18 protein-coding genes are annotated in these 25,374 nt (G+C 58.3%); 11 read left to right on the top strand and 7 right to left on the bottom strand.

Annotated elements, in window-relative coordinates; translation table 11 throughout:
• Positions 1–20: 20 nt before the first annotated feature.
• The 3 genes from NPS47_RS09660 to NPS47_RS09650 all read right to left on the bottom strand — a co-directional run bounded on the left by NPS47_RS09660 (position 21) and on the right by NPS47_RS09650 (position 1,995).
• Complete coding sequence (locus NPS47_RS09660; RefSeq protein ID WP_274294766.1) at positions 21–566, bottom strand: fimbrial protein; 546 nt, start codon at positions 564–566, stop codon at positions 21–23.
• Between the two features lie 71 nt (positions 567–637).
• Entirely contained in the window at positions 638–1,192 is a 555-nt protein-coding gene (locus NPS47_RS09655; protein WP_274294765.1) for a fimbrial protein, read from the bottom strand.
• A 176-nt stretch (positions 1,193–1,368) separates the two neighbouring features.
• Entirely contained in the window at positions 1,369–1,995 is a 627-nt protein-coding gene (locus NPS47_RS09650; RefSeq protein WP_274294764.1) for a response regulator transcription factor, read from the bottom strand.
• Between the two features lie 209 nt (positions 1,996–2,204).
• Here NPS47_RS09650 and NPS47_RS09645 point away from each other — a divergent pair, with 209 nt between their 5' ends.
• Positions 2,205–3,416, top strand: a complete 1,212-nt coding sequence (locus NPS47_RS09645; RefSeq protein ID WP_274294763.1) for an EAL domain-containing response regulator — start codon at positions 2,205–2,207, stop codon at positions 3,414–3,416.
• Positions 3,417–3,548: 132 nt separating this feature from the next.
• Positions 3,549–7,178 carry a transporter substrate-binding domain-containing protein gene (locus tag NPS47_RS09640; RefSeq protein WP_274294762.1) on the top strand — a complete coding sequence of 1,210 codons (3,630 nt, stop codon included), beginning with the start codon at positions 3,549–3,551 and terminating at the stop codon, positions 7,176–7,178.
• A gap of 22 nt (positions 7,179–7,200) precedes the next feature.
• Here the strand turns inward: NPS47_RS09640 and NPS47_RS09635 are convergent, their stop codons facing one another.
• On the bottom strand, positions 7,201–8,100 hold the full coding sequence (locus NPS47_RS09635; protein WP_274294761.1) for a TauD/TfdA dioxygenase family protein: 900 nt from the start codon (positions 8,098–8,100) through the stop codon (positions 7,201–7,203).
• 159 nt (positions 8,101–8,259) lie between these two features.
• Here NPS47_RS09635 and NPS47_RS09630 point away from each other — a divergent pair, with 159 nt between their 5' ends.
• The 9 genes from NPS47_RS09630 to NPS47_RS09590 all read left to right on the top strand — a co-directional run bounded on the left by NPS47_RS09630 (position 8,260) and on the right by NPS47_RS09590 (position 21,521).
• A complete protein-coding gene (locus NPS47_RS09630; RefSeq protein WP_274294760.1) occupies positions 8,260–9,594 on the top strand; it encodes an EAL domain-containing protein in 1,335 nt (444 codons plus the stop codon).
• A 242-nt stretch (positions 9,595–9,836) separates the two neighbouring features.
• Positions 9,837–10,502 carry a response regulator transcription factor gene (locus tag NPS47_RS09625; protein WP_274294759.1) on the top strand — a complete coding sequence of 222 codons (666 nt, stop codon included), beginning with the start codon at positions 9,837–9,839 and terminating at the stop codon, positions 10,500–10,502.
• Between the two features lie 165 nt (positions 10,503–10,667).
• A complete protein-coding gene (locus NPS47_RS09620; protein ID WP_274294758.1) occupies positions 10,668–11,333 on the top strand; it encodes a response regulator transcription factor in 666 nt (221 codons plus the stop codon).
• Positions 11,330–13,726, top strand: a complete 2,397-nt coding sequence (locus tag NPS47_RS09615) for an ATP-binding protein (protein WP_274294757.1) — start codon at positions 11,330–11,332, stop codon at positions 13,724–13,726. Before NPS47_RS09620 ends, NPS47_RS09615 begins: the two co-directional genes overlap by 4 nt.
• On the top strand, positions 13,708–16,104 hold the full coding sequence (locus NPS47_RS09610; protein WP_274294756.1) for an ATP-binding protein: 2,397 nt from the start codon (positions 13,708–13,710) through the stop codon (positions 16,102–16,104). The genes NPS47_RS09615 and NPS47_RS09610 overlap by 19 nt, the downstream gene beginning before the upstream one ends.
• Before the next feature lie 293 nt (positions 16,105–16,397).
• Positions 16,398–16,946 (top strand): fimbrial protein, encoded by a 549-nt coding sequence (locus NPS47_RS09605; RefSeq protein ID WP_274294755.1) that lies wholly within the window; start codon positions 16,398–16,400, stop codon positions 16,944–16,946.
• A gap of 71 nt (positions 16,947–17,017) precedes the next feature.
• A complete protein-coding gene (locus tag NPS47_RS09600; RefSeq protein WP_274294754.1) occupies positions 17,018–17,764 on the top strand; it encodes a fimbrial biogenesis chaperone in 747 nt (248 codons plus the stop codon).
• 35 nt (positions 17,765–17,799) lie between these two features.
• The gene (locus tag NPS47_RS09595; protein ID WP_274294753.1) at positions 17,800–20,397 is read left to right on the top strand and encodes a fimbria/pilus outer membrane usher protein; all 2,598 of its coding nucleotides are present in this window, start codon (positions 17,800–17,802) and stop codon (positions 20,395–20,397) included.
• Positions 20,394–21,521 carry a fimbrial protein gene (locus tag NPS47_RS09590; RefSeq protein ID WP_274294752.1) on the top strand — a complete coding sequence of 376 codons (1,128 nt, stop codon included), beginning with the start codon at positions 20,394–20,396 and terminating at the stop codon, positions 21,519–21,521. The genes NPS47_RS09595 and NPS47_RS09590 overlap by 4 nt, the downstream gene beginning before the upstream one ends.
• 238 nt (positions 21,522–21,759) lie before the next feature.
• Here the strand turns inward: NPS47_RS09590 and NPS47_RS09585 are convergent, their stop codons facing one another.
• The 3 genes from NPS47_RS09585 to NPS47_RS09575 are packed head-to-tail and all read right to left on the bottom strand — an operon-like array spanning position 21,760 to position 25,297.
• The gene (locus tag NPS47_RS09585; protein WP_274294751.1) at positions 21,760–23,109 is read right to left on the bottom strand and encodes an ABC transporter permease; all 1,350 of its coding nucleotides are present in this window, start codon (positions 23,107–23,109) and stop codon (positions 21,760–21,762) included.
• On the bottom strand, positions 23,106–24,536 hold the full coding sequence (locus NPS47_RS09580; protein ID WP_274294750.1) for an ABC transporter permease: 1,431 nt from the start codon (positions 24,534–24,536) through the stop codon (positions 23,106–23,108). Before NPS47_RS09580 ends, NPS47_RS09585 begins: the two co-directional genes overlap by 4 nt.
• Entirely contained in the window at positions 24,533–25,297 is a 765-nt protein-coding gene (locus tag NPS47_RS09575) for an ABC transporter ATP-binding protein (protein ID WP_274294749.1), read from the bottom strand. The genes NPS47_RS09580 and NPS47_RS09575 overlap by 4 nt, the downstream gene beginning before the upstream one ends.
• Between the last annotated feature and the right edge of the window lie 77 nt (positions 25,298–25,374).

Below are 25,374 nucleotides of genomic sequence, written 5' to 3'. Positions count from 1 at the left end.
GCACACCGAGTGTCTGCAGTTCAGAAGTGCTGAATGCTCAGCTTGATCGTGGCGTGATAGTCGCCCGCTTCCAGTGCATGACCGTTACCGACGAGTGTCAGTGAGTAATTAAGCATCAGGCTGTCGCTGGACAGCGTGCTGTGCTCAAGCAACATGCCGGGTGATATCAACTTTCCGTGTTCATCTTTTATCTGTAATGCAATGCCTTGTGCACCGCCTTTAATACCGAAGTATTGACCTTCAGTTTCACCTTCGAATACCAGTTTGAAACGCTGCGAAGGCTCGGAGTTGCTGAGCGCATTGGAACCGACGCAATCACTGATATAAATATTCAGGGATTGTTGAGCTGAACTATCGCCGCTGACTAACCCATTAAGTGCCGTGGGTTTGAATGTCACGGTTTGATTGTCATTACCCACGCGGATGGTGCAGGCGCTGTCGACGATGCTTCCGGCCAGTTGCACGCGCCCTTTGAGTGCTGTGGTCAGTGGCCGCTCAGCAGCACAGGCGGGCTCGCCCAAGGCACACAGGAGCAGTGGCAGCAGCAGTGCGGTTGAACGAATCATCTAGACCTCCGCTAGCTCCCCCGCAGTACGCAGCCTGTGCGTACTGCGGGGTACTTCAGTGACGGTAGCCGTTACTGATAAGCGAGGGTGAAGTTGGCGAACGTCTCGAAGTCACCCGGTACGATTTCGGCCGCAGTGCCTTCGCCGCCGCCTTCTGGGGTAACCATGTCGCCCTGCAAGTAGGCACTGAACTGCAGGTAGGTGTCGCCATCGGACAGCGTCTGTGCAGGCGAAGCAGAGCCAAGCTTGATCAGCGCACCGGTGTGGTCGGCGATAGCCAGGCTGGCACCTTGGGCGGTGCCTTTGAGCGCCAGCAGGTCAGGGTTGGACGAAGGCGAACCGGTAAAGGTTGCGGTTGCCGACTTCAGGGCGCCCAGCTCACAGCCGCGCAGCTCGATCTTGAAGGGAGTCGGGTTGGATTTGCCGCCGTTCTTCAGGCTAACGTTGGCAATTTGATCCATGTCGACCGTCTGGTACTGCGACTCTTGAGCGATGGAGCACGGTGCATCGATAATCGCGCCCTTGAAGGTAATCACACCGTGGCCCTGATCTTTGGCAACACTGACAGCAGAAGTCGCTGCGAGGGAAACTGCCATGATCGCGCCAGCCAACGTACTAACTTTCATTTCACACTCCTAAATTGAAATTGACGTCCTTGAAGGGGACTCAATGGAACACTCTCTGAGCTGCGGCCTCTCTGTGCCGTTGAGCTGGAGTAAGTCTAGGAGTGAGGAGGGGTAGAAGTGAGTAGGACGTTGCCGACGCAGGCCTAGGAAATTTCCTACAGGCCCATTCAGGGCCGTCAGGGTGTCAAGGCATTGCGTTTGGCAAACTCAGCCAGGTCAACCAGCGACGCGGCCCCGAGCTTTTGCAGCAACCGGGTTTTATAAGTGCTGACCGTCTTGTTGCTGAGAAAGAGCTTTTCACCAATTTCTTTATTGGAGTAACCCTGGGCCAGATACTGCAGTACCGTCACTTCCCGGTCGGTCAATGATTGAATCTGTTCACGTTCAGTCAGTTGCTCGGTCGGATTGACACTGTCAAAGGTCAGCGAGGGAAAGAAGGTATAGCCGGCGTCCACAGCTTTGATCGCGGTGATCAGGCTGCCGAGGTCTTCTTCTTTGTTGACGAAGCCGCGTGCGCCGAGCTGGACACAGCGGCGGCACACCGAGTCAGCGGGTTGCGAGGTCAGTATGAGGATCTCGCTGCGCACATTCAGGGCTTTGATCCGGGAGATAACGGTAAAGCCGTCCAGCTTGGGAATACCGATATCGAGGATGACCACTTGCGGTGTCAGGTCGCGCACCAGCTGAACAGCATCGAGTCCATTGTCGGCTTCACCCACCACGCGCATGCCGTGCTTTTCCAGCAGGACCCTGACGGCAAGTCGAATGACCGGATGATCGTCAACTATCAGAACGCTATGCATAGTGTGATTTTTACCTTGAGAAAACGCTTGTTACTGGAACGGTACAACCCGGGCGGTAAAAGACTAACACCATTAGCCGAGCGGGGCAGGGCTGTACGTTAATGTAGTTTACCTTAGGAAATTTCCTAGGAGGCCTAGGAAATTTCCCATGGAGATGCCAGAAGCGCGCCTCGCACACTGTCTTCCCTTATTTTGCGTGTAGCCCTGCAATGCAAAACTTGACTGTTCTGGTCCTGGAGGATGAACCCTTCCAGCGCCTCGTTACCGTAACCGCCCTGGAAAAACACCTATCGAGTCCTGTCTTGCAAGCCGCGGACGGTGATCAGGCCATGGCCGTGCTGGCTGCCTGTGGCTTTGTCGATATTGTTCTGTGTGACCTGAAAATGACCGGTATGGATGGCCTGGCCTTTTTGCGTCATGCCAGCAGCAGTGGCAAGGTCGGCGCCGTGGTGCTGTGCAGCGAGCTCGACCCGATCTTGCGCCAGGCCACTGTGGCGATGATCCACTGCCTTGGGCTGACCTACCTGGGTGATCTGGGCAAGCCGTTTCACCTGGAGGGTTTCAGCCCGCTGGTCAAGCGTTACCACGCACACCGCAATGCCGAACCCAGGTTGCTGTCACCTGCTGAACTGCCGTCTCTAAGCGACGTACAGCGAGGCCTGGATAATGGTGAATTCGAGGCGTACTACCAACCCAAAGTCACCCTTGAGGGGCAACGATTGGTCGGTGCGGAAGTATTGGCGCGCTGGAACCACCCGCAGTGGGGCGTGCTCTCGCCCGCGCATTTTTTGTCGGTAATGGAACAGCACAATCTGATCGACCGGATGTTCTGGCACCTGTTTGAACAGGGTTTGGCACTGTACCAACGGCTGGCAGCGCAAGGGCGGCTGGTCAACCTGGCGTTCAACCTGCACCCTGGTCAATTGGCCTGCAACGCCCTGACCGAGCGCATTCCGGCGTTGCTCAAGCGTGCCCAGGTACCGCCGGGCAGGGTGATGTTCGAGATTACCGAATCCGGGCTGATCAGTGCGCCTGCCAGTAGTCTGGAGAATCTGGTAAGGCTGCGCATGCTCGGCTGCGGTTTGGCCATGGACGACTTTGGTGCTGGCTACTCTTCGCTGGATCGACTCAGTGAACTGCCGTTCAACCAGATCAAACTCGACCGCACGTTCGTGCACAAAATGCAAAGCCAGCCCAGAAGCGCCGCGATCATCAGCTGTTCGGTGGCGTTGGCGCGGGCACTGGATATAACGCTGATTCTTGAAGGTGTAGAGACGGCCGAGCAGCAAGCACGCCTTATTGAACTGGGTGGCACCCTTGGCCAGGGTTTTCTGTTTGCCCGACCTATGCCGCAAAATCACTTTATCGACTTCTGCAGGGCGCAGGCGACAGCCAAGGGCGGGGCAGGTGTTGATGATTGAACGACGGCAACGGCTTTGAACTATCATTGCGCCAGTCTTGGCGGTTATCCAGCTTCTTGCTGTGTTCCTGGATGAACTGCCCTCAAGCCACTGGTTCCCGTACTCTCCGGCTCTTTCGGTCTCTGATCCCGCATGTATTTACGTTCTTTGTGCCTGTTCATCTGCCTGCTGTGCAGCAGCGCTGCGGTTGTGGCTGCCTCTTTGCCCCTGGTCCCGCAGGTGCTGTCGAGCCAGCTGCGAATCGACCGCCACGATATTGAAATTTCCACCGAAGACTGGCATTGGCTGCGGCACAAGGCCGAGCTCAGGGTGGGTGTGTCGGCCAGCGAGTCAGCGCCGTTTTCGGTCAATGCCGAAGACAACCAGTATGAGGGCATCAGCGCCGATGCAACCGCCCTGGTCGCGCAGTTACTGGGCTTGAAAATCAAAGTCATTCCTTTTGCAAACGACGACGATGCCGAGAATGCCTTGCAGGAGGGCAGCGTCGACGTCATCAGCCGACACGGTAGCCTTGCGCCGCGCCAGGATTTGCTGCTCAGCAAGCCCTACGCCCGGGACCGCCTGGCACTGTTCAAGCGCAGTGCCGAACCACGGCATTCGCCCGCAGATCTTGCCGGCTTGCGCGTAGCGGTCAGCACTGAACACAGTGCCGAGTTGAAACAACGCTATCCCAGGGCCGACATGCGGGTGTATGCCGACCATGACAAGGCGATTGCCGCCGCTGCCTTTGGTCAAGCCGACGTTTATCTGGACGATCTGTACAGTGCCTACTACCGCATCAATCGTGCGTATTACGGCTACTTGCGCTTTGAGCGTTTCAGTGACCTGACGGTAGGCGGCTACAGTTATGCGTTGCGCACCGACAACACGCGCTTGCAGCGGCTCATCAATGTCGCCATCGAGGCGATCGGCGACGATCAGTTGCGCAATCTGGCCAAGCGCTGGGTCGGCAACAGCTTCCTTCCCAATGAAGCACCCATGGACCTGACCGTCGAGCAGTTGCGCTGGATTCAGCGCAACCCGGTGGCACGATTGGTGATCAATGATGATATGGCGCCGGGTGCCTACTACGACTCGAACGGTGTGTTTTCCGGCGGGGTCGCTGATCTGCTTGAAGTGATAACCCTTAGTACCGGTCTGCATTTCGAGATAGTTGTGGTCAGGGGCGGGTACCCGCAGATGATCGAAGCGCTGCATAAAAACGCAGCTGATCTGGCCTTGATGACCGCCAGCCCCGAGCGTGAAGCGTACCTGCGCTTTTCCCGGCCCCTGATCGATAGCCCGTTTGTGCTGATCAGCGGCATGCAGCAGCAAGGCAAGCTGGAGAGCCTGATCGACAAGCGGCTGGCAATTCCGTCCGGGCACGTGGCAGCTCAACAGCTACGCAAGCGCTACCCCAACGCAGAAGTGATCGAAGCTGGCACCACGCTGGATACGATGAACATGCTTTATAAAGGCAACGCCGATGCCGCCATGGTGGCGTTGCCAGCAGCGCGTTATTACATTGAGCGCCTGTTTCGCGACCAACTGGTAATCAACCGAGTGCTCGATGTCGGGCCGTCCACGACGAACTTTGCGATGCGCCGCAGCGATGTTGAACTGCAATCGATCATCGACAAGGTCTTGCAGAGCATTGCACCCGATGAGCTCAATGCGATCTCCAACCGCTGGCGCTCGCCACCGGGCATGAGCGGCCAGACCTGGATCGATTACCAGCGGGTGATCGTTGAAATCGTCGCGGGTGCCGGGTTGCTGCTGTTGCTGTCGCTGGTCTGGGTGGTCTATCTGCGTCGGCAGATCAAGGCCCGGGCCAAGGCTGAGCGCATGCTCAACGATCAACTGCAGTTTGTCGAAACACTCACCGACAGCATGCCGCCACCGCTGTATGTACGTGATCTCAAGGGGCGCATGCTGTCGTGCAACCGCAGCTACCTGAAAAGCGTCGGCCTGAGCGCCGAGCAGGTGCTGAACAAAACGGTGCGCCAGTTGCCCAAGGAAAACTTCGAGAGCCTGCCGGACTTTCATCGCAACTACCTGCAGGCCATGCGCGACGGCCAGACCATCGAGTCGGTGCATGCCATTCAGTTGCAAGGCCGGGAAGTGTGGATCAACCACTGGGTGCAGCCGTTCCAGGATTCGCAAGGCGTTACCAAGGGCGTCATCTGCGGCTGGCTGGATATCACCGAACACCGGCAGTTGGTCGAGCAGCTACAGGAAGCGAAAAACCTGGCCGACGACGCCAGCCGCGCCAAGACCAGTTTCCTGGCGACCATGAGCCATGAAATTCGCACGCCCATGAATGCGGTCATCGGCATCCTTGAGCTCGCACTCAAGCGTGCCGACAGCAAACCCATCGATCGCGCCAGCATTGAAATCGCCCATACCTCGGCAAAAAGCCTGCTGGAACTGATCGGCGATATCCTCGACATCGCCCGTATCGAGTCCGGTCGCCTGAGCCTGTCGCCCAAACGTGCCAACCTGCGCGAACTGGTCGAGTCGGTGGCCAGGGTGTTTGAAGGGCTGGCCCGGCAGAAACGCCTGAACCTGATCCTCGATATCGACTCGAGCATCAATTGCGATGTGCTGGTCGATGCCCTGCGTTTCAAGCAGATCCTCTCCAATCTGGTCAGCAATGCCATCAAGTTCACCGAAGAAGGCGCGATCAAGATCAGCATCTGCGGGGTGCTGGTCGATACCAGCCTGCTCCATGTCAGCCTCAGTGTCGAAGACACCGGCGTCGGCATCAGCCCGAGCGACCAGCAACGTTTGTTCCGGCCCTTCGTCCAGGCCCAGCGCAATGTCCAGCAGACCGAAGGCACAGGCCTGGGTCTGGTGATCTGCCGCTCGCTGTGCGAAATGATGGGGGGCAGGGTGACGCTGACCAGTACCTTGGGGCGTGGCACCCGGATTGATGTCGAGATGCGCCTGCAAGTGCTTGAGCACATGGATGTGCGGCCGGTGCCTGCGTTGATCCAGGCCAGGCCTAGATACCAACTGCAAGTGCTGGTGGTGGATGATCACCGGATCAATCGTCAGGTGTTGCATGAGCAACTGAGTTACCTCGGCCATGAAGTCTGTGAAGCGGAAAATGGTCAGGTGGCGTTCCAGCGCTGGAGCGAGCAACCCTTCGATATCATCATTACCGACTGCCATATGCCAGTGATGAATGGTGTCGACCTCACCCGGGCGATCCGCAAGACCGAACAGGAACAGGGGCTGGAAGCGACAGTGATCATCGGCCTGACCGCCGACGCGCAACCGGAAGAGATCGAGCTGTGTATCCAGGCCGGCATGATCGATTGCCTGATCAAACCACTGGGGCTGGATGAGCTGGACGCCCGTTTGCTGGCGCTTGAGCCGGGTACTGAGCTGGACGGCGAGTTTGTCCCTATCCCCTCAGAACCGCTGATTCAGGCCCCTGAGGCGCTGCGCCTGGTCGACCTCGGCCCGCTGGAGTTGTTGATCAGCAGTGAGCCGGTGAAGTTTCGCCAGATCCTCGGCGAGCTGATCAATAACAATCGCAAGGACTGCCAGGCACTGAAGGCCTTGCTGCAAGCAGGCGACACCGACAAGCTCGGCCAGCTGGCCCACCGAATCAAAGGTGCGGCGAAGGTGGTCAAGGGGGAGCAGCTGGTTGAGCGTTGCCGGCAACTGGAGATCGCTTGCCTGGACCCTCAGGTCTCGTTTGCGCAACTCGAGCAGGCTGTCGCCCAGGTCGAAGCAGCCATCGACGCGCTGGAAGACGCATTGCACAACCTCTGACAGCGCCACCCGGTGGGAGGTATCAGCGGCTGGGCGCCTGTCCGACAACCGTGGTACGGAACATCTCGCGGCGCATGCCGTGGTAGTCGGAGATCGGCAGGTGCCAGGTGCTGCGGTTGTCCCAGATCGCCAGGGTTCCCTGGCGCCAGCGCATGCGGCAGGTGAAGGCTGGCGCGCCGGCCAGGTTGAACAGGTAGTCGAGCAGCGGCTTGGCTTCCTCCGTACGCAAGCCCTGGATACCTGTGGTGTAGGCTGGGTTGATGAACAGCACCTTCTCGCCGGTTTCCGGATGGCGGGTCACCAATGGGTGGCTGCGCATGTCTTGTGAGGTATCGCTGCCAAAGCGGATCGCCATGTTTTCCAGCAGGGCGTTGTGGTTGGCGCCGACCCCGTAGGCCCGCTCGGGGCTGTGGATTGCATCAAGGTTGTCCAGCAGCGCCTGCATGCCCGGCGACAACCATTCATAGGCCAGCGCCAGATTGGCGTAGCAGGTGTCGCCACCGTAAGGCGGGATGTCGTGGCCGTAGAGCAGGGTGAAGGCCGGCGGGCGCTCCTGGAAGGTCCAGTCGCTGTGCCAGGCGCCGCCGAACACGAAGGGCGCCTTCTCGTCGGCTTCCTTGACTACATGCACCACATGCGGGTGATCGGCCATCGTGGTCACGTAGGGCTCGTGGCCGAATTCGCCGAACTGCAGGGTAACCCGTTCCAGGTCCGCGATACTGAGGTGCTGGTCGCGGATGAACAGGACCTTGTGCGCAAGCAGTGCCTGGCGCAGCTCGGCGAAGCCTGCAGTATTGAGGCGATTAAGGTCGAGACCCTCGACGTCGGCACCCAGAGCGCCGGTGCTTGGCGTGACGCGCAAGTGGCGGTAGTCGGCTGCGCGGTTGTGGTGGTGGGGATGGCAGTAAATGAATTCGCTCATGGCGGACGCTCGTGTGGGGGGAGGTTGTCACAGCATGGCTTAGGGGCGCGCCGTTGCAGTCTCGGATAGCCCAACAGTTACTTTTAGTCCCATTCCTATTTGTTTCAAATGTGTGGCTGATAAGATTTTTTCCAGAACAAACCCTGGAACCTTCTTGCCATGACCTTGAATGCCGCTGTGCCCAACGAGTTCAGCGTGTTGCGTGTGATTACCCTGGCGTCTGACGCCACGTCAGCCTCCCGGCTCGCCTCAGCCCTGGACTGCATGGGCATCACGCCTGTGACCAATCTCGACGCCTTGAGTGCGGTGGCGGCGTGGTTGCACGAAAGTAGCGCGGACGTCATCGTGTGTGAAATTCGTCCCGAATGTGGTGATGGGCTGATGTTGCCGAGCCTGCTCAGAAGCTTGTATGAGGCTGGCACCTTGAGCCAGTTCCCGAGCATCTTCTGGACCGGAGAAACCACTCTTATTCCTCCGCCGCAAGTGATCGACGATCATGCCTCGCTGATGAGCGAGAAGGTCACCAGTGCGCATTGGGTCAAGCGCCTGGGCGGGGTCGCCATCAGTGCGCTGGAGTCGCATGCACGGCTGGCACGTGCGGCAGGCATCAGCGTAGAGATCGTGCGTGAGGGCGGCACGATGGATCTCGGCGACGCCTTGCGTGCATTGCTGCTGACACGTGCGCAACGTGACCAGCCAATGGCTACAGTCATCTTCGATAGCCTGGCCGAAGACGAAGTGATCAATGCCTTGACCACCGGAACAGGCCTGCGCTTTGTCTTCCAGCCACAGTTTGAATTGCTCAGCCGACGTGTCGTCGGTGCTGAAGCGTTGGTGCGCTGGCGGCACCCGCGCTTCGGCGAGATACCGCCTTCGGTGTTGATCCCCCTGGTTAACCGGCTTGAACTGGACCTGTTGTTGTTCAGTCTGGTGGAAATGTGGACCCTCAAGGCGTTGTCGGCGTTGAAGCGCAAGAACATCCGCATCCCGATTGCAGTCAACGCATCGGCCAAGACCATTTGCACCGCGAACTTCGCGGATCGCTTGGCAGCGCGCATGTACCAGGCAGACTTGCCGAGCCGATTACTGAAAATCGAGCTGACCGAGGATGTACCGGAACCCGACGAGCTGCAGCTTTCGGCCTCATTGACAGCCATTCGCGCCAAGGGCTTCCAGGTGTCCCTGGATGATTTTGGCTCGGGTGCGGCGACGTTGAAGCTGTTGGCGAATCAGTCGTTCGACGAGATGAAAATCGACGGCGCTTTCGTTCGCGGTGTTGAACTGCACGCGTCCTCCCGCAAGGTCATTGCCGGCATCGTCAACTGGGCAGGTTTACTCAATCTGAACATGGTGGCCGAGGGTATCGAAGATGAACATACCATCCCGTTGTTGTACCGCCTGGGGTGTCGCATAGGGCAGGGCTATGCCTTGGCCCGACCGATGGAGTTCGATGATTTTATGACCTTCATGGTAGAGCAGGAAAAGCTTCGGTAATGTTAATTGTTTCTTCAGCTAGTCTCAGTGCATAGTTGCGCCGCTTGTGCGCACCTGAGATTTATTTTGGTGTTTCCCAATGTTAACTTTTAGGAGTTTTCCGATACTCAGCAGGACAGTACTTCTCTAGATTACATGATAATCGCGCTAATACCTTGTTTGCACTAATGCTGCTGGCTGTAGGCGATTTGCAGTAATACCTGGATGTATTTTTGCTCGTTATACAGAGTGTCCTGTGATCTATGAAACGCTTAAAAGTTGCTTTACTGGATGATCATGCAATCGTGCGGCATGGATTGGTCAATCGATTAGCGCAGGAGTCGGAATTTGAACTGGTCGGTGTGTACGCCCGTAGCCGCGATTTGATGAGCGGCCTGGCAACAGCTCCGGCCGATGTCCTGCTGCTGGATTTTGTCCTCGGACCAGATGAACTGGACGGTGTTTTGCTGATCCGTGCGTTGCGGGTGAAATATCCGGAGTGCCGTATCCTGGTGTTTTCCACGCACCATGATTCAGCGACCGTCATTCTCGCCTTGCGCGTCGGCGCCCGCGGATTTCTCGGTAAAGGTGAAGACATGAGCCAGTTGGTCAAGGCTATCAGGGTGGTTGCTTCGGGCGCGGTGTATTTGAGCCCGGACATGGCCTATCGGGTTGCAGAGGCCACCGCGGTCAATTACGACGGCGACGAAAAAAATCGCGCTGATGCCATACGGTATGTCAGCCTTTCCAACCGTGAGCAGGAGGTCATTCGCTGTTATCTGGCAGGCATGACCATTACCGACATTGCCGAGAAGTTCAATCGCAGCATCAAGACCATCAGTTCGCAAAAGGCTGCGGCGTTTCGCAAGTTGGGCGTGGTCTCCAACAACGAACTGTTCAAGATCAAACATATTATCGAAGGGCGTTGAACCACTGCTGGGGCGGCCGTGCGGATAGCAGGGGAGGCGCGCAAAACATGACGTGAAAACTGCCCGCTGTTGAGTATACTGAGGTGCGTATCAGGGCGCTGGATTGATCAGCGGCCGCTTATTTCAACAGTGTCACCCGCACGGGTTCGACTGGATTCGTTCACCATGAAACGGATACGCATTGCGTTACTCGATGACCATGCCGTTGTGCGCCATGGGCTAGCCAACACTCTGGCCGCCGAAACAGACTTTGAAGTTGTCGGTATCTATGAACGAAGCCGGGATCTGATCGCCGGTTTGGCGAAGGCACCGGCTGACTTGTTGCTGCTGGACTTTTCACTGAACCCCGACGAATTGGACGGGGTATCGCTTATCCGTGCGTTGCGGATCAAGTTTCCCGATTGTCAGATTCTCATCCTCTCCAGCCATCATGACCCGGCTACCGTCGGCCTGGCCATGCGCGTGGGCGCCCGGGGCTTTGTCGGCAAAGGCGAAGAGATGAGGCAACTGGTCAAGGCGGTGCGCAGGGTTGCAGGCGGTGCGGTGTACCTGAATGACGATATGACCTACCGGCTGGCTGAGGCTGTAACCAATACAGTCCAGGATCAAAACGAAGCACCGGACCCGCTGGTACAGGCCGAGCTGACCAGTCGCGAGCAGGAGGTTATTCGCTGCTATCTGGCGGGCATGACCGTGAGCGACATTGCCGAAAAATTCAACCGCAGCATCAAGACCATCAGCACACAAAAAACCTCGGCGTTTCGCAAGCTTGGAGTCACCTCAAACAATGAGTTGTTCAAGCTGAATAAAAAGTTCACCGGTCCGTCATGAGTGCGTGGCTAAACCGGGCGGCGCTGGTTCTTCTGCTGGTCGGTTGCTGGTCGTCCGGCGCCTGGGCAGCAGCGATTGATCTGACCGCTGAGGAGCAGGACTGGATCAAGGCACATCCACACCTGCGTGTAGGCGTGGTCGAGGACCTGATTCCGTTCGAGTATATGGACGGTACACAGCTGCACGGACGCACACTGCATTTTCTTGAGCTAGTGAGTCGTAAGACCGGCTTGTCTTTCAGTTATGTGCCCGGCAGCACGGCAGCGGTGCGCGTGAATATGTTGCTGGAAGGCCGGGTTGACCTGCTGTCTTCTTACTTGCGTTTCAGAGGGTCGCCGCTCCCCTCTACCTTGAAAGCACTGCCTTACCAATCTACCTCACCGATCATTGTGACGCGTGTCGACGGTCCCGAGGCCTTCGACCTTGAGCAGTTGCAGGGCAAAACCGTGGTGATTCCCAATATCGACCACTACGAACTCATGTTCAGGAACAGGAAACTCGAGACCAGGCTGATCAAAAGCAATTCTGCCCTGGAAATGCTGAACCTGGTCAAGGACGGCCGCGCGGATGCCGTAGTGGCAAGCGAAACCTTCCTGATGCCTTATCTTTACCGGCAGTTCCAAGGCATTCTGGAAACCTCGGGCGTGGTCGGCAGCCAGCAACTGGATGTGAGCATGGCGGTGCGAGCTGACCAGGCAGTGCTTTTTTCAATCCTCGACAAAGCGCTGAATTCGATCACGCCGCAGCAACGCCATGACCTCTACGAACAGTGGTATCGGGAACTCGATGTCGACCAGCTTTCGTTGTTGAGTATCAGCAGCCACTACCTGCATCTGTTGCTGTTGGGGGCGTTGATGTTGATCGCCCTCGGTGTACTGGTGTACCGCAGTCTTTTGCAACGACGCCGGGCCGTCCGTAACGAACAGGAAAAAACCTCGTTCCTGGCGGCCATGAGCCATGAAATCCGCTCGCCCATGAATGCTGTGCTGGCGGCCATGGAACTGCTGGGGCACACCCGGCTCAATGATCAGCAGCGCCACTTTGCGGATTTGGCCAACAGTGGTGCCAATGCATTGTTGCGATTGCTGGATAACGTGCTTGATGTGTCCAAGCTCGAGACAGGCCAGTTGCGCCTTGCTGTCGAGCCCACCGATGTCGGGGCGCTGTTACAGGGTGTGGTGGGCTTGCAAAGCCTGCGCGCCCGGGAAAAGCAGCTGGCGCTGAACCCGCATATCGAGACGCAACTTCCCTTGCTGTTGCTCGACAGTACCCGTCTGGCGCAGGTCTTTCATAACGTCCTCTCCAACGCAATCAAATTTACCGATGCCGGATATGTCGACATCAACTTGCGCCTGAGGGTGGAAGGCGCTGCCGAGCCGCAGTTGCAGATCGAGGTGCGCGACACGGGTATCGGCATTTCCGACGCCGTCCAGGCTTCACTGTTTCGGCCCTATGCCCAGGCCAGTCACTCGTACAAGCGATCAGGCGGTACTGGCTTGGGCTTAGTAATCTGTCAGCAGCTGGTGGGCTTGATGAACGGCTCGTTGACTCTCAGGAGTGAGCAGGGGGTGGGCACTACAGTGACCATCCTCCTGCCGGTGACGCCCGCGCCGAAGCCTCTGTCGTCTACGTGCATTGAGACGTTGCCCCCGGTACCGGCGCTTTGCGGCCTGCAGGTGCTGGTGGTGGAGGATACCTTGGCCAACCAGGAGGTGCTGCGCGCGCAAATCAGCGGCTTTGGCTGTCGTCCGGTGGTGGCGGCCGACGCCGCCCAGGCCCGTGCCTTGTTCCGTGAAAGCTGCTACGACCTGATTCTGATGGACTGTGACTTGCCCGATCAGGATGGCTACAGCCTGGTCCGTGAGTTACGTGAGCTGGAAGCGCAATTGGGTCGCTTGCACTGCCCGATCATCGCTATTTCGGCATTGACCGGTGATCAGCACCTGGAGCGCTGTTTTGCTGCCGGCATGGACGGGGTCCTGAGCAAACCCATCGGCTTGGGCAAGTTGCGCGAGGTCATCGAGGCCTGGTGTGACGTGACCTTGGCAGCCCCCAGTGCCGCCTTGATGGCCCCGACGCTAGATCAGGCGGCAATCAACCGGGAAATGGCCCGTGATGTCGGTAGCCTGGTAAAGGCCATGGCCTTGTTTGATCGCAAGGCTGCCTTGCATGCCGCCCATCGTTTGCACGGTGCGGCCTTGATTATGGAGTGGGCGGCCTTGGCCAGAGATAGCGAGACACTGGAAAACCTCTTGCGCGCGGATGTGCAATGGAATGAGCCTGCCTATGCGCTGGCGTTGAAGGGACTGGTCGAGCACTGGAATGCCTTGAGCGGCGGAATGCCGCTCGACGTGTTGCCGGGGGCGCCGGCCCAATGGGTAACGCCATTGTGAGTATGTTCCTTCGTCGTCTACTGCTGACATTCGCCCTGGCGGCAAGCCTGGCGTCGCCAGGCGTAAACGCCACCCCCTCGCGATTGGAACTGACTGCGCAGGAACGCGACTGGATTGCTGCCCATCCGCTGCTGCGCGTAGGTGTGTTTGACAAGCTTGTGCCGTTCGAATACCTGAATGGCAAGGAATTGCGAGGGCTGTCCTCCAAGTACCTGCGGATGATCGGACTGCGCACGGGGCTGCGATTCGAGTTAGTGACCACCACCACTTCACGAAGCGCGCGTAAAGATCTGTTGATCAACGGCGAGATTGACTTGCTGTCCACGCGGCGCAGGGCTGCAGCTATAGCCGACGATGTCGGCTTGGCCTACACCACCCGCTACAACAACAGCTCGACCGTTCTTGTCAGCCGCTTTGGCGATCAGCCCATCGTTGAGCTGGGACAAATGGCAGGCAAGACGCTGGTGATATTGGCGCGGGACGAGTACAGCGCATTCTTGCGCAATCAAGCGCCAGGGGTAACGATCATCATCGCCGAGAATGCGGTGGATATGATGGTGATGGTTCAGGAGGGGCAAGCCGACGCCGCTGTTGCTTCGGAGTGGTTGCTGATTCCCTACCTGTCCCGACAGTTCCAGGGCGTGCTGCAGGTTTCCGGTGTAATACCTGCACTGCATACGGGTGTCAGTATGGCGGTGCGTGACGACCAGGCCCTCCTGCTTTCCATACTGGAGAAGGCGCTGGCCTCCATTACCGCAGATGAGCGCAAAGCAATCTTTGACGATTGGTTTGCCGATATGAACCTGGACATTCCGCCCCTCACAACCATCGCCGAACACTATGACGGCGAGCTATGGATGTTGCTGTCGGTTGTGCTGTTGTTGCTGGCCCTGGTTTGGCAAAGCCGCCAGCAACGTCGCCGGGCGATGCAAAACGAACAAGAGAAAGCCATGTTCCTGGCTGTAATGAGCCATGAGATCCGCTCGCCCATGAATGCGGTGCTGGCAGCGGTGGAGTTGCTCGAGCATACCCCCCTCGACGAGCAGCAGCGGCATTTCACTGGTCTGGCCAACAACGGCGCAACCACGCTCCTGCGCTTGGTGGATGATGTGCTGGACATATCGAGGATGGATGCCGGCCAACTCAAGCTCAGCCTGGAGCCGATAGACGTGCCGGGGCTGGTGCAACGCGAGATAGACAGCTATCAGCTGCATGCTGATGAGAAAGGCCTGGTGCTGACATTCAGCGGCGAGCGCGCTATCGCGCCATTGATGCTCGATGACCTGCGCGTGGCCCAGATCGTGCGCAACCTGATCAGCAATGCGATCAAGTTCACCGACGCCGGTCGGGTCGAGGTTCAGCTGCAGCTGCTGGAGGGGCCGACGGCCACTACCCGGCAGTTGCTGATGCGCATCGTGGACAGTGGCATTGGCCTGTCGCCGCAGGCACTGCAGTCGTTGTTCCGACCTTATGCCCGGTCACGTAACGCATTCAAGCGCACCGGCGGAACCGGCCTGGGGCTGGTGGTCTGCCGGCGCCTGGTGAAATTGATGCGCGGTAAACTCACGCTCAGCAGCACGCAGGGAGTTGGTACGACGGTCGAGGTGGTGTTGCCGGTAGAGTTGGCAGCAACACAAGATTTGCCTGGCGCAACCGAAGCGCAGCAGCCTGTCACTGCCGACACTTCGGCGGTCAGCGGCCTGCGCGTGCTGGTGGTGGAAGACACGCAGGCCAACCGACACGTACTGCGTGCACAGATAGAGGGCTTTGGCTGCGAAGTATTACTCGCAGAGGACGCCGCGCAAGGACTGGCAGTGTTCAGCCAGCAGCCAGTCAATCTGGTGCTGATGGACTGCGATCTGCCAGACCAGGATGGTTACAGCCTGGCCGCTGAATTCCGTGAGCTGGAGCAAAGCCTGGAAAGGACATACTGTCCGATCATCGCCATCTCGGCGTTGACCGGTAATGAGCACCTTGAGCGCTGTTTCGATGCAGGTATGGACGGCGTGCTGAGCAAGCCGATCCGCCTGGCCAAATTGCAGGAAGTCATCGAACTGTGGTGTGACCTACCGCTGGTGCCGCAGGGGCAAGGCCTCACGCCCCAGGTGATGGAGCTTTCGGCCGTGCACGAGGAACTGCGTGCCGACCTGAGTCATCTGCTTGAGGCGGTAGCGCTGGGCGATCAGACCCGCGCCGTGCATGCGGCTCATCGCTTGCACGGCGCGGCGTTGGCGCTGTCATGGACTGATCTGGCCGCAGCGGCTGCAACACTGGAACAAACAGTGCGGTTTCAGACAGATTGGCGCAACGCCGAAACGGCGACGTACTTGCGCATGCTTGTCGAGCAGTGGCATGCCCTGACTGATATCCCGGCGTAGCGTTTAAATTGGGTTTTAACTAAGGTGCGTAATTAACTTTGCAACGCCGGGGTTGTTTTTAGGAGCACTCCTATAGACCGTGATCCTGAAAACTGATGGTTAATTTATTTTGGAGCTCAGCAGGGTACTCACCCTGCTTGTTATACCTTGAAGTGTCGGAATGATTTTCGGACCACTCCTATATTGAGCGGCTGTCCTGCTACTTACACTTGGTCACGCAACAAATCATGATCGCTACCGTTCATGAGCGTGCGCAACTAACAGCACAACAATCGTTCTCTCGGAGTTCTTTCATGCATTACAAATCCCGCCTTCTTGCACTAATGATCGCTGCCGGCTCGACGCCTTTCGCCATGGCGGCGGGGGACGGCACCATCACGTTCAACGGTGAAGTCAAAGCCGAAACCTGTGTTGTCAAAGTCAACGGGGGTAGTAACTCCAGCACTGTCACCTTGCCAGCTGTCGCGGCCAAAACCCTGGGCACCAAGGGCCAGGTCGCAGGCCTGACCGGATTCACCATGGAGCTGAGCGAGTGCGGTGCGGCCTCGAAAAAAGCCTATACCTTCTTCGAAGCCGGCAGCTCTGTCGATCCTAGCAGCGGTAACCTGAAAAACGTTGGTGGCACGGCAAAGGGCGTGCAGTTGCAATTGGTCGATACCAGCAGCGCTAACGCCAACAACGCAATCAAAGCCGGGCATGAGTCGCAAAGAACCGCCACCACCCAGATTGATATTGCTTCAGGTAGCGCGCTTCTGCCTTATGGTGTGCAGTACTACGCGCAAGACGTAGCCGCTGCCGGCACCGTAACCAGCTCCGTGACTTACTCCATCGCTTACCCGTAAGCGGCAGACAAAAGTCCACGCCCTTTTCTTCTGGGAAGGGGCGTGATTCGAGGGGCTAGCAGGGCTTTCATATGTTTTACAAACGTCCATTCAAACAGCTGTTACTGGTCAGTCTGTTAGCGCTGAGCTGTTCTCAGGCGGTGGCCGGTGTAGTGATCACTGGTACCCGACTGGTTTACCCGGCCGGGCAAAAAGAAATTACCGTTAAGCTCAACAACAACGGCTCGCAACCGGCTTTGACCCAGTCATGGATCGATACCGGTAATGCCGAATCCACGCCTACTAACTCCAAGGCGCCGTTTGTGCTGTCGCCACCGGTGGCGCGCATCGATCCGGGTAAAGGCCAGAGTTTGCGGGTGATGTTTACCGGCGCGGCGCTGGCAGCGAACAAAGAGTCAGTGTTCTGGCTCAATGTGCTGGAAATTCCACCCAAGCCCCAGGATGCCGAGGCGCAAAACATGCTGCAGATGGCGTTCCGTTCGCGGATCAAGCTGTTCTATCGCCCTGATGGTCTGCCGGGCACGCCGACCGAGGCAATCGAACAAGTGCAATGGCAAGTGGTGCCGGCCAGTAAGGGGCAGGGCATGGCCTTGCAGGCATTCAACCCGTCGGCGTTCCACGTCTCCGTGGTAGAGCTTGAACTGGTTGCCGGAGCACAGCGCAATCGTGGCACCGATGGCATGGTCGGGCCGGGTGAAACGCGCCAGTTTGCGTTGGAAAAGCCCAACGCTTTACCGGGTGGCAATGCCCAGGTGGCGTTCAACGCCATCAACGATTACGGGGCGCTGGTGCCGACGCGTAAAGCGCTCAAGCCCTGATTCACCCTTCAGACGATATTGCTCGCGAGTTACCTATGCCTACCACATCCAGCTCCAGGTATTTCCTGCGGGCGGAGCCCGGCTTCGCCTTGAATTCGCTAGCGGCCTTGATTCGCAAGATGTTGACGGTTGCGCTTGGTGCCGGGGTAGGGCAAGGCGTACTGGCAGAGGACATTCAGTTCAATGATGCCTTCCTGCCCGAAGACTCGCGCAATCTTGACCTTAGTGCCTACCAGGCCGGCAACCCGATCATGCCTGGTCAATACCGTGCCGACGTCAAGCTCAATGGTCTGCTGAGCAGTCGTCAGGACATTCGGATTGACGCCGAGAAAGATGGCAGCAAACCGGTTATCTGCATGACCACTGCCTTGCTTGAGCGCCTGGGGGTACAGATGACGCGCTTGACGCCCGAAGCCAGCCAGATTCTTGAAAGCCAGGCCTGCCCATCGATAGTGAGCCTGATCCCTGGGGCCAGTGCGAGCTTTTCACCCGAGGAGCAGATTCTCGACATCAGCATTCCTCAAGCATCGCTCAAGCGTAACGCCCGTGGCTATGTCAGCCCGGAACTGTGGGACCGCGGCGTCACCGCCGGCATGCTGAGCTACAACTTCAACGGCAATCGCAACAAGACCCGTGATGGTCACTACGACTCGGCGTTTCTCGGCCTCAATACCGGCCTCAACCTGGGCGACTGGCGCCTGCGCCATAACGGCTCGATGAGCTGGCAACCGCGTCTGGGCAACAAGTACCAGGCTCTGGACAGCTACGCCCAACGCGACATCACGGCGCTGAAAAGCCAGTTGTTGGTGGGGGAGTCCAACACCAGCGGTGATATTTTCGACACCTTGTCATACCGCGGTGTGCAACTGGCCAGCGACGATCGCATGTTGCCCGACTCCTTGCGCGGTTATGCCCCAGTGGTCCGTGGCATTGCTCGCACCAACGCACGGGTGACCATCCGCCAGGCCGGCAACGTCTTGCTGGAAACCACCGTAGCCCCGGGCGCTTTCGTGATCGACGACCTGTATTCCACCGGCTACGGCGGCGACCTCAGTGTCACCGTTTCCGAAGCCGATGGTACTGAACAGAATTTTATCGTGCCCTATGCCTCGGTCAGCCAGTTGCTGCGCCCGGGCACCTCACGCTTCAGCCTTACCATTGGCGAGACCCGCAACAACTACATCGATGATCAGGCCCGGTTGCTGCAGGGCACATTGCAATATGGCTTGAACAACACCTTCACCGGCTACGGCGGTGTGCAATCGAGTGATGACTATATGGCGGTGCTCACCGGCCTGGCATTCGGCACGCCGATCGGTGCCATGGCTGTGGATGTCACCCACGCCCAGACTGCGCTTGACGCCGGCACCTCGAAAGGGCAGAGCATGCGCCTGTCCTATAGCAAGAACATCCTCAGCACCGGCAGTAACTTCTCGGTGGCGGCCTACCGGTTTTCTACCGATGGCTATCTGGACTTCAGCAACGCCTTGCAGTTGCTTGAAGGCGAAAAGAACGGCTGGGGCACCACTGCAATCGGGCGACCTCGCAGTCGCCTGTCGGTGAGTGCCGACCAGAGTCTGGGGCCGTGGGGGCAAGTCGCGCTCAGTGGTTATGCGCAAAACTATTGGGACCTGCCCGGTCGTGACGTGCAGTACCAGTTCAGCTACAGCAAGCAGTTCAACCGGGTCAGCTTCAGCCTCAACGCCAACCGCAGCCGCATGGGGCTGGGCGACATGGAAAACAGCTATCTGCTGACCATGAGCATGCCCCTGGAATTCGGCGGTTCGGGCTATGGCCCACAACTGATGACCCAGGTTGGCCGTGACAGCCAGGGCCATTACAACCAGCAGGCCAGTCTCAGTGGTACGGCCGGTGCCGACCGCCAGTATGGCTATGGCGCAACCATTGGCCACGATGGTGCCGGCAACAGCAACAACGCTACTTTCAATGGCCAGTACACCGGCGCGAGCGCCATGCTCAGTGCCAGTGTGGGACGCGGTGAGGGTTACACCAGCACTTCGGTTGGTGCCAGTGGCAGCGTGGTTGCCCACAGTGAAGGCGTGACCTTGACGCCTTATCGCGGCGAAACCATGGCCGTGGTCAGTGCCCCGGGCGCCGAAGGGGCGAAGGTCACCGGTTACCCCGGCCTCAAGCTCGACAGCCGCGGCAACGCCGTGGTGCCGTACCTGCGTCCGTACGAACTCAACGAAGTGGCGATCGACCCGGTAGGCATCTCACTGAACGTCGAATTGAGCGAGACCAGCCACCAGGTGGCGCCACGCGCGGGTGCTGTGGTGCATCTGAAATACGGCACCAATCAGGGCCGGGCGGTGCTGCTTAACGTGCGCCTGGACGATGGCAGCGCCTTGCCATTTGGCGCTGGGGTGACCGATGGTGAAGGCACCTCGGTGGGCATGGTCGGGCAGGGGGGGCAGCTCTATGCGCGGGTCAAACCCGAGACGCGACGCTTGCTGATCAACTGGGGCAGCAAGGTCGATCAGCAGTGCGCGCTGATCATCCCTGCCAGCGCAGACGCCGACCAACATCTTATACAAGTGGATGCAGTGTGTGCGGCCGGTAAACAGGTCGCAGAGAACGTGCCTGCCACGCATATGCAGAAGGTGAAGCTATGAACATAGGTACGCTGATAAAATCGATACTGATGGCTGCGATATTGTGGAGCATGGCCGTATCAGCCATGGCTGTTACCTGTAAGTACGAAGGCGTCGAGCCACCTGACGGCACTATGCCGTTGCAGATCTCGGCTATCACCGTAGGCCGTGACCTGCCGTTGGGTACAGAGGTGTTTCGCCAGACCTTCATGCTCAACACAAGCCAGTTAACTACAGTGGTTTGTGAGTTCGCGCCATTCCAAAGATGGTTCGAGTACACCGTCAGCGCCATGTATCCCAAGGCCAACTGGTCAACGGGTCCTTACGCCAACAAGGTCTACAAGACCGATATCTCTGGTATTGGGGTGGCGTTCAAGAGTCAACTGGACGGTGTACTGCCGATGACCTCGACTATGAGACCAGTCACTTGTGATGCTGGTCACCGCTGTGTCCAGGACGTTACGCGTGAAAAGTCCTCCTTCGAGCTGGTCCTGATCAAGATCGGTGAGGTCAGCCCCGGTGTGCTTCGCGGCAACCGGTTGCCTCAAATCACACTGCAGGGCTTCTTTGGCGACGCGCGGATGTTGCTCTACAAGGTGAACCATTCGGGGAACATTCAAATCGTAGCGAATACCTGCAAAACTCCCGATGTGGTGGTACCGATGGGTACACATCTGAGCAAAACCTTTACAAAGGTAGGTAGTGCTACCGGCTGGAAGGACTTCAACATTGCCTTGAACAACTGCCCGGCCTTCCATGGTACGTACGCCGAGAGCGCTTCAACCTGGATCTCGCAAGGGGGAAAAAATCCAGGTGGTGACGGCTATCCTGGATACCGTACGGACAACAACTTGCAGCTGCACATCGATCCGGCTCGCCCTGCGATAAACGCCAGGAACGGAGTGCTCAGCCTTGACCCGAGCGGATCCAGCACGGCCCCCGCAGCAACAGGTATTGGTGTGCAGATCGCCGACGGCTACGGCATCCCGCTGCCGCTGGCAACTGTCCGCGATACCGACTTCTACTTGCAAAGCGAACAAGGCAACTACACCATCCCCTTGCGGGCCCGCTACCTGCAGACCTCAAGCAAGGTAACTCCTGGCCCGGCGAATGCTTCGGCGACCTTTACCCTTATCTACCAGTAGGTAGCCATGGCCATGGCGCTGCTCGATGCGTTGCTGGACGGGCTAGAGGCACGACAGCTGGATAGCTGAGGTGTCGCTCAACCTCCACCCTGTAGGAGCGGATTTATCCGCGATCGGGCGCGTAGCGGCCGCAAATACTGAATTCGCGATTTTCCTGATTTACCGCGTCGTTCGGGTTTGCTGCCGCTTTGCGGCAGATCGCGGGCAAGTCCCGCTCCTACAGAGATTGCAGCCCGCGTCAGTGCCAACGCAGCGACCTCAAGCCCAAACCGAGCATCAGTACCGAGATCAGCATCAGCACCAGCGTGTCAGCTGTCCAGCCTGCCGACCTCACATGATGCGGCAAGAACACCGGTCGCTGGGCAAAGTCACTCAAGCCAAAAAGGCGATCATTGAACAGGTAGGGGTAATAGAACGCACGGATCTGTTGGTGGAAGCGTGCGGTGGCGTCCTGGTAGGCCAGCTGCGCATGCTGGTCGGTGGCGGCCAGATGATGCAACACACCTTGCGTCGCGACACCGGGCAGCAACCAGGCGAGCCGCTCGGTCCAACGCTGGCGCGCCAACAGCCCGTTGCGGTAGTGCTGCACCTGCTCGGCAACGTTTTCATCGCCAACCTGATGGAACGCGAAGTACCACTTCCAGTGAAAGCCCTGCGGCAATGGTGGCGTATTTTTCCATTCTGGGTGAGTGGAGAAGAAGGCCGACATGGTTTTTTCTCTGGGGACTTCCCAGGCACCGTGAACCTTGTCGCGTTGCGCCATCATCAGCTCGATGCCCTGGCTGACCGGCAGTGATCGGCTCAAGACGATGTTCGCCAGTGTTGGCAGCACCAGCGTCAGGGTTACCCAGGTCGCCATCAAGGCTATGGCCTGGGTCGTCGAGTGCCAGCGGCGGCTCGCCACCAGTAGCGAGAGGCCGGTCCAGAATGCCAGGTAGCTGGCCGTCAGCACCACGGCCATCGCCACCTCGAGAGGCGCAGCGTTTGACAGGGTTGCACCGACCAGCAGCGGTACACTCAGGCAGGCGAGTATCACTGTGAACCTCAGGCTCGCGCGGCGCACCCACAGCCGTCCGAGGGGGCCGGGCATTGACAGCAGGAGTCCCAGCCTGCCGGACTGCCGCTCGCTGGAGATCAGGTCGTGGAAGAGCGAAATGACGAACAACGGCGCCAGATAGATAAGCACGAAGGCGAAATCAAATCGTCCCGCCAGGGCCAGCTCCGGGTTCAAGGTTTCGCCGGCATACAGCTGGGCGTGCAACCCCAAGGCTCTGACCCGCATGGCGTAAGGCGCAACATCACGCATGCCGAGTGCCGCGAAGGCCATGGACGAAGGCGGGTTCCAGGTGTTGTAGAAGGTGTAATAGGCTGCCTTGCCGGCTTCACCAGGCGATTTGAAGCCCTCGGCAACAGCTGCCACATCCTCGTTTTGCAAGGCGTTGAGTCGGGTCAAGGCGTGTTGTTGGCGGTTGATTTCATGCAGTCCCATCGCCACCGAGAGGCACGACAACGTCAGCATCAGTGTGAAGGTCGCCAGTGACAGCCTGGAGCGCATGAGCAGCCGCAGTTCAAAGGTTATCCAGCTCATTTCACGCCGCTCCCTAAACGCTTGCTTGCCGCACCTACGGCTGTCACAAGTATCAATAACCAGGCCGATAACACGCCCAATGACGGCAGCGATCGCTGCAGCCCAGTGCTCACCGATTCAGCCTGATACTCAAAGGTCGGGAACTGCTGCCAGTGGCTGTGCTCAATGCGGTTCTCCTTGTTCGGGTTGGTGTCATCCTTGTAGCTGAGCGTTTGCGCCTGAAGCTGGTTCAAGCGCTGAACAAGGTTGTAGCGATAGTGTTCGGCTTGTTCGAGGAAACTATGAAAGTTGAGCAGGTCGGTACCAGACGCCGCCATGGACAGCCGTCGCAATGCCAAGGTGGGGCTGAGCCAGGCGAATCGATCAACCAGCGTTAGCTGCGCTTGCTGCTGGTTGAATGTTTTCGCGGCGTAGCGGTTGAATAATTCACTGGAGGCGCGCTCACCTTCCATACTCAGCAAGCCTTTGTAATTCACTGGCAAGTCTTCAACCTTGGCAACGCCGTACTTCGTCAGCAGTTGTTGACGGAAGGCGCTGAAATGCGGGTCATCCGGGTTATGCGCATCGCCCAAGGCCAGGTAGTCACGCACTACGGCTATGTCGGTTTCAAACTTGCTGGGCAGGGCGACAACGGCATTGGCGACATCCGCTACCCCGCGTGGCAGCAGAATCGCCAATACCACCCATAGTGCAAGCAAGCTGAGCAACGCATCGCGGCCACGAGCAACGACTGCGGAAACCAGCACGACCGTTATCGACCAGATCAACAGCCAGATGCCATAACCCAGCACTAGCCAGGCCGCCAACAACCAGGAGGCTTGCTGGAAGTACGCCAGCCAGCCCAGAGCGAGCACCGTCGGCAGCAGTGCCAGCGCCGCAATGCTGCACAGCGCCAGCAGTTTGCCCAGAATGATCTGACGGCTGCTCACGCCTTGGGCTAGCAACACCCGTAATGTGCCGTGCTGCTGTTCTCTGGCAACGGCAGCATGGCCGACGAATATCAATAAAAGCGGCGCCAGCACCTGGAGTACAAAGGCCGGGGTTAACTGTCCGAAGCGCAGCAGCAGTGAGGATTGGCTTACGTCGCCAAAACTCACCCCGTTCTGACGATGGGCTTCGAGAAAGACGGTTTGCCCGGTATAGGCGTCGATGCCTGGATCAAAGGCGGCCAGGGCACTTACAGGACGAAACACGAAGTGTCCGGCGTGGGCAACCCGATGAGGATGCCGGTCTGGTTGCGCCGCGAAGGCGTCATTGGCCTGCGCCTGGTAGCGGGCGCGTTCTGCACTGGTTTTGCGTTGGTGTTCGAAAACCGTCAGTGAAGCGACTAACGTCAGCAAAGCCAGTATGAGCAAACCTGCAACAGTGAGACGATTGCGGGCCATGTAGCGCCACTCTTCAGCGGCCATACGCATCGTCAGGTTCATGATGTTTGCCCCGCGTAGCGGCGGTGCAGCGCGCGTACATCGAAGCGGTCACTGCCACAGGCGGCCACTTCTTCAACCAGGCGCCCGGCGTCAAGAAAGCCAACCCGATCTGCAATATCTGCAGCGCTTAGCAGATCATGCGTAACCATCAACACAGCCACGTGTTGCCCTCGCAATCGGCTTAACAAGCGATTGAGTTCGGCTGTTGCACGGGGGTCCAGACCTGAGGCGGGTTCATCCAGAAGTAGCACCGGAACCTGGCGCGCCAGTGCCAGCGCGATGGCCACTTTTTGCCGCATACCTTTGGAAAACCTGCTCACTCTGCGGTCATGCATGGCGCGGTCCAGGCCGGCCGTATCCAAGGCGCAGGTAATCGATTCATCGTCCTCGCTCTGCTCGGCCAGGTCTAGAAAATAAGCGATATTTTCCCGGGCGCTTAGGTGCCCATACAGTGAGACGTTCTCTGGAATGTAGGCCACATTCTGTCGAGCCTGGTCGGGGTGGCTGACCGGGTCGACGCCGTTGATCCGGACACTGCCTGCACTCGGTTTGATGAAACCCAGGAGCACATTCAGCGTGGTTGTTTTCCCCGCGCCGTTAGCCCCCAGCAGCGCATAGATTTCACCGCGATGGACCTTGAGCGTCAACGCGTCGAGGACCAGGTTTTGCCCATATCGCACCTGTACTGAATGGAGGTCGAGTACTGCTGCTTTTTCTTCGGCGAGCGAAGAGCTGCCGGTGCAAGGCTGTGTCGCGTACATGAAGGAAACCTTTGGATGCAGAGAACAATGAAGTGTGAAGCGTTATAACATAACATTTGCTCGTGCGTCATTTACGT

Origin of the sequence: Pseudomonas putida (assembly GCF_028682475.1) — a bacterium.
Classification (GTDB): Bacteria; Pseudomonadota; Gammaproteobacteria; order Pseudomonadales; family Pseudomonadaceae; genus Aquipseudomonas; species Aquipseudomonas putida_AG.
This window is presented reverse-complemented; position numbering and strand designations above follow the sequence as displayed.

Excerpts from the sequence above, each read along its gene's own strand:
- NPS47_RS09660 (WP_274294766.1), bottom strand. The coding sequence starts at position 566 with ATGATTCGTTCAACCGCACTGCTGCTGCCACTGCTCCTGTGTGCCTTG.
- NPS47_RS09655 (WP_274294765.1), bottom strand. The coding sequence starts at position 1,192 with ATGAAAGTTAGTACGTTGGCTGGCGCGATCATGGCAGTTTCCCTCGCA.
- NPS47_RS09650 (WP_274294764.1), bottom strand. The coding sequence starts at position 1,995 with ATGCATAGCGTTCTGATAGTTGACGATCATCCGGTCATTCGACTTGCC.
- NPS47_RS09645 (WP_274294763.1), top strand. The coding sequence starts at position 2,205 with ATGCAAAACTTGACTGTTCTGGTCCTGGAGGATGAACCCTTCCAGCGC.
- NPS47_RS09640 (WP_274294762.1), top strand. The coding sequence starts at position 3,549 with ATGTATTTACGTTCTTTGTGCCTGTTCATCTGCCTGCTGTGCAGCAGC.
- NPS47_RS09635 (WP_274294761.1), bottom strand. The coding sequence starts at position 8,100 with ATGAGCGAATTCATTTACTGCCATCCCCACCACCACAACCGCGCAGCC.
- NPS47_RS09630 (WP_274294760.1), top strand. The coding sequence starts at position 8,260 with ATGACCTTGAATGCCGCTGTGCCCAACGAGTTCAGCGTGTTGCGTGTG.
- NPS47_RS09625 (WP_274294759.1), top strand. The coding sequence starts at position 9,837 with ATGAAACGCTTAAAAGTTGCTTTACTGGATGATCATGCAATCGTGCGG.
- NPS47_RS09620 (WP_274294758.1), top strand. The coding sequence starts at position 10,668 with ATGAAACGGATACGCATTGCGTTACTCGATGACCATGCCGTTGTGCGC.
- NPS47_RS09615 (WP_274294757.1), top strand. The coding sequence starts at position 11,330 with ATGAGTGCGTGGCTAAACCGGGCGGCGCTGGTTCTTCTGCTGGTCGGT.
- NPS47_RS09610 (WP_274294756.1), top strand. The coding sequence starts at position 13,708 with ATGGGTAACGCCATTGTGAGTATGTTCCTTCGTCGTCTACTGCTGACA.
- NPS47_RS09605 (WP_274294755.1), top strand. The coding sequence starts at position 16,398 with ATGCATTACAAATCCCGCCTTCTTGCACTAATGATCGCTGCCGGCTCG.
- NPS47_RS09600 (WP_274294754.1), top strand. The coding sequence starts at position 17,018 with ATGTTTTACAAACGTCCATTCAAACAGCTGTTACTGGTCAGTCTGTTA.
- NPS47_RS09595 (WP_274294753.1), top strand. The coding sequence starts at position 17,800 with ATGCCTACCACATCCAGCTCCAGGTATTTCCTGCGGGCGGAGCCCGGC.
- NPS47_RS09590 (WP_274294752.1), top strand. The coding sequence starts at position 20,394 with ATGAACATAGGTACGCTGATAAAATCGATACTGATGGCTGCGATATTG.
- NPS47_RS09585 (WP_274294751.1), bottom strand. The coding sequence starts at position 23,109 with ATGAGCTGGATAACCTTTGAACTGCGGCTGCTCATGCGCTCCAGGCTG.
- NPS47_RS09580 (WP_274294750.1), bottom strand. The coding sequence starts at position 24,536 with ATGAACCTGACGATGCGTATGGCCGCTGAAGAGTGGCGCTACATGGCC.
- NPS47_RS09575 (WP_274294749.1), bottom strand. The coding sequence starts at position 25,297 with ATGTACGCGACACAGCCTTGCACCGGCAGCTCTTCGCTCGCCGAAGAA.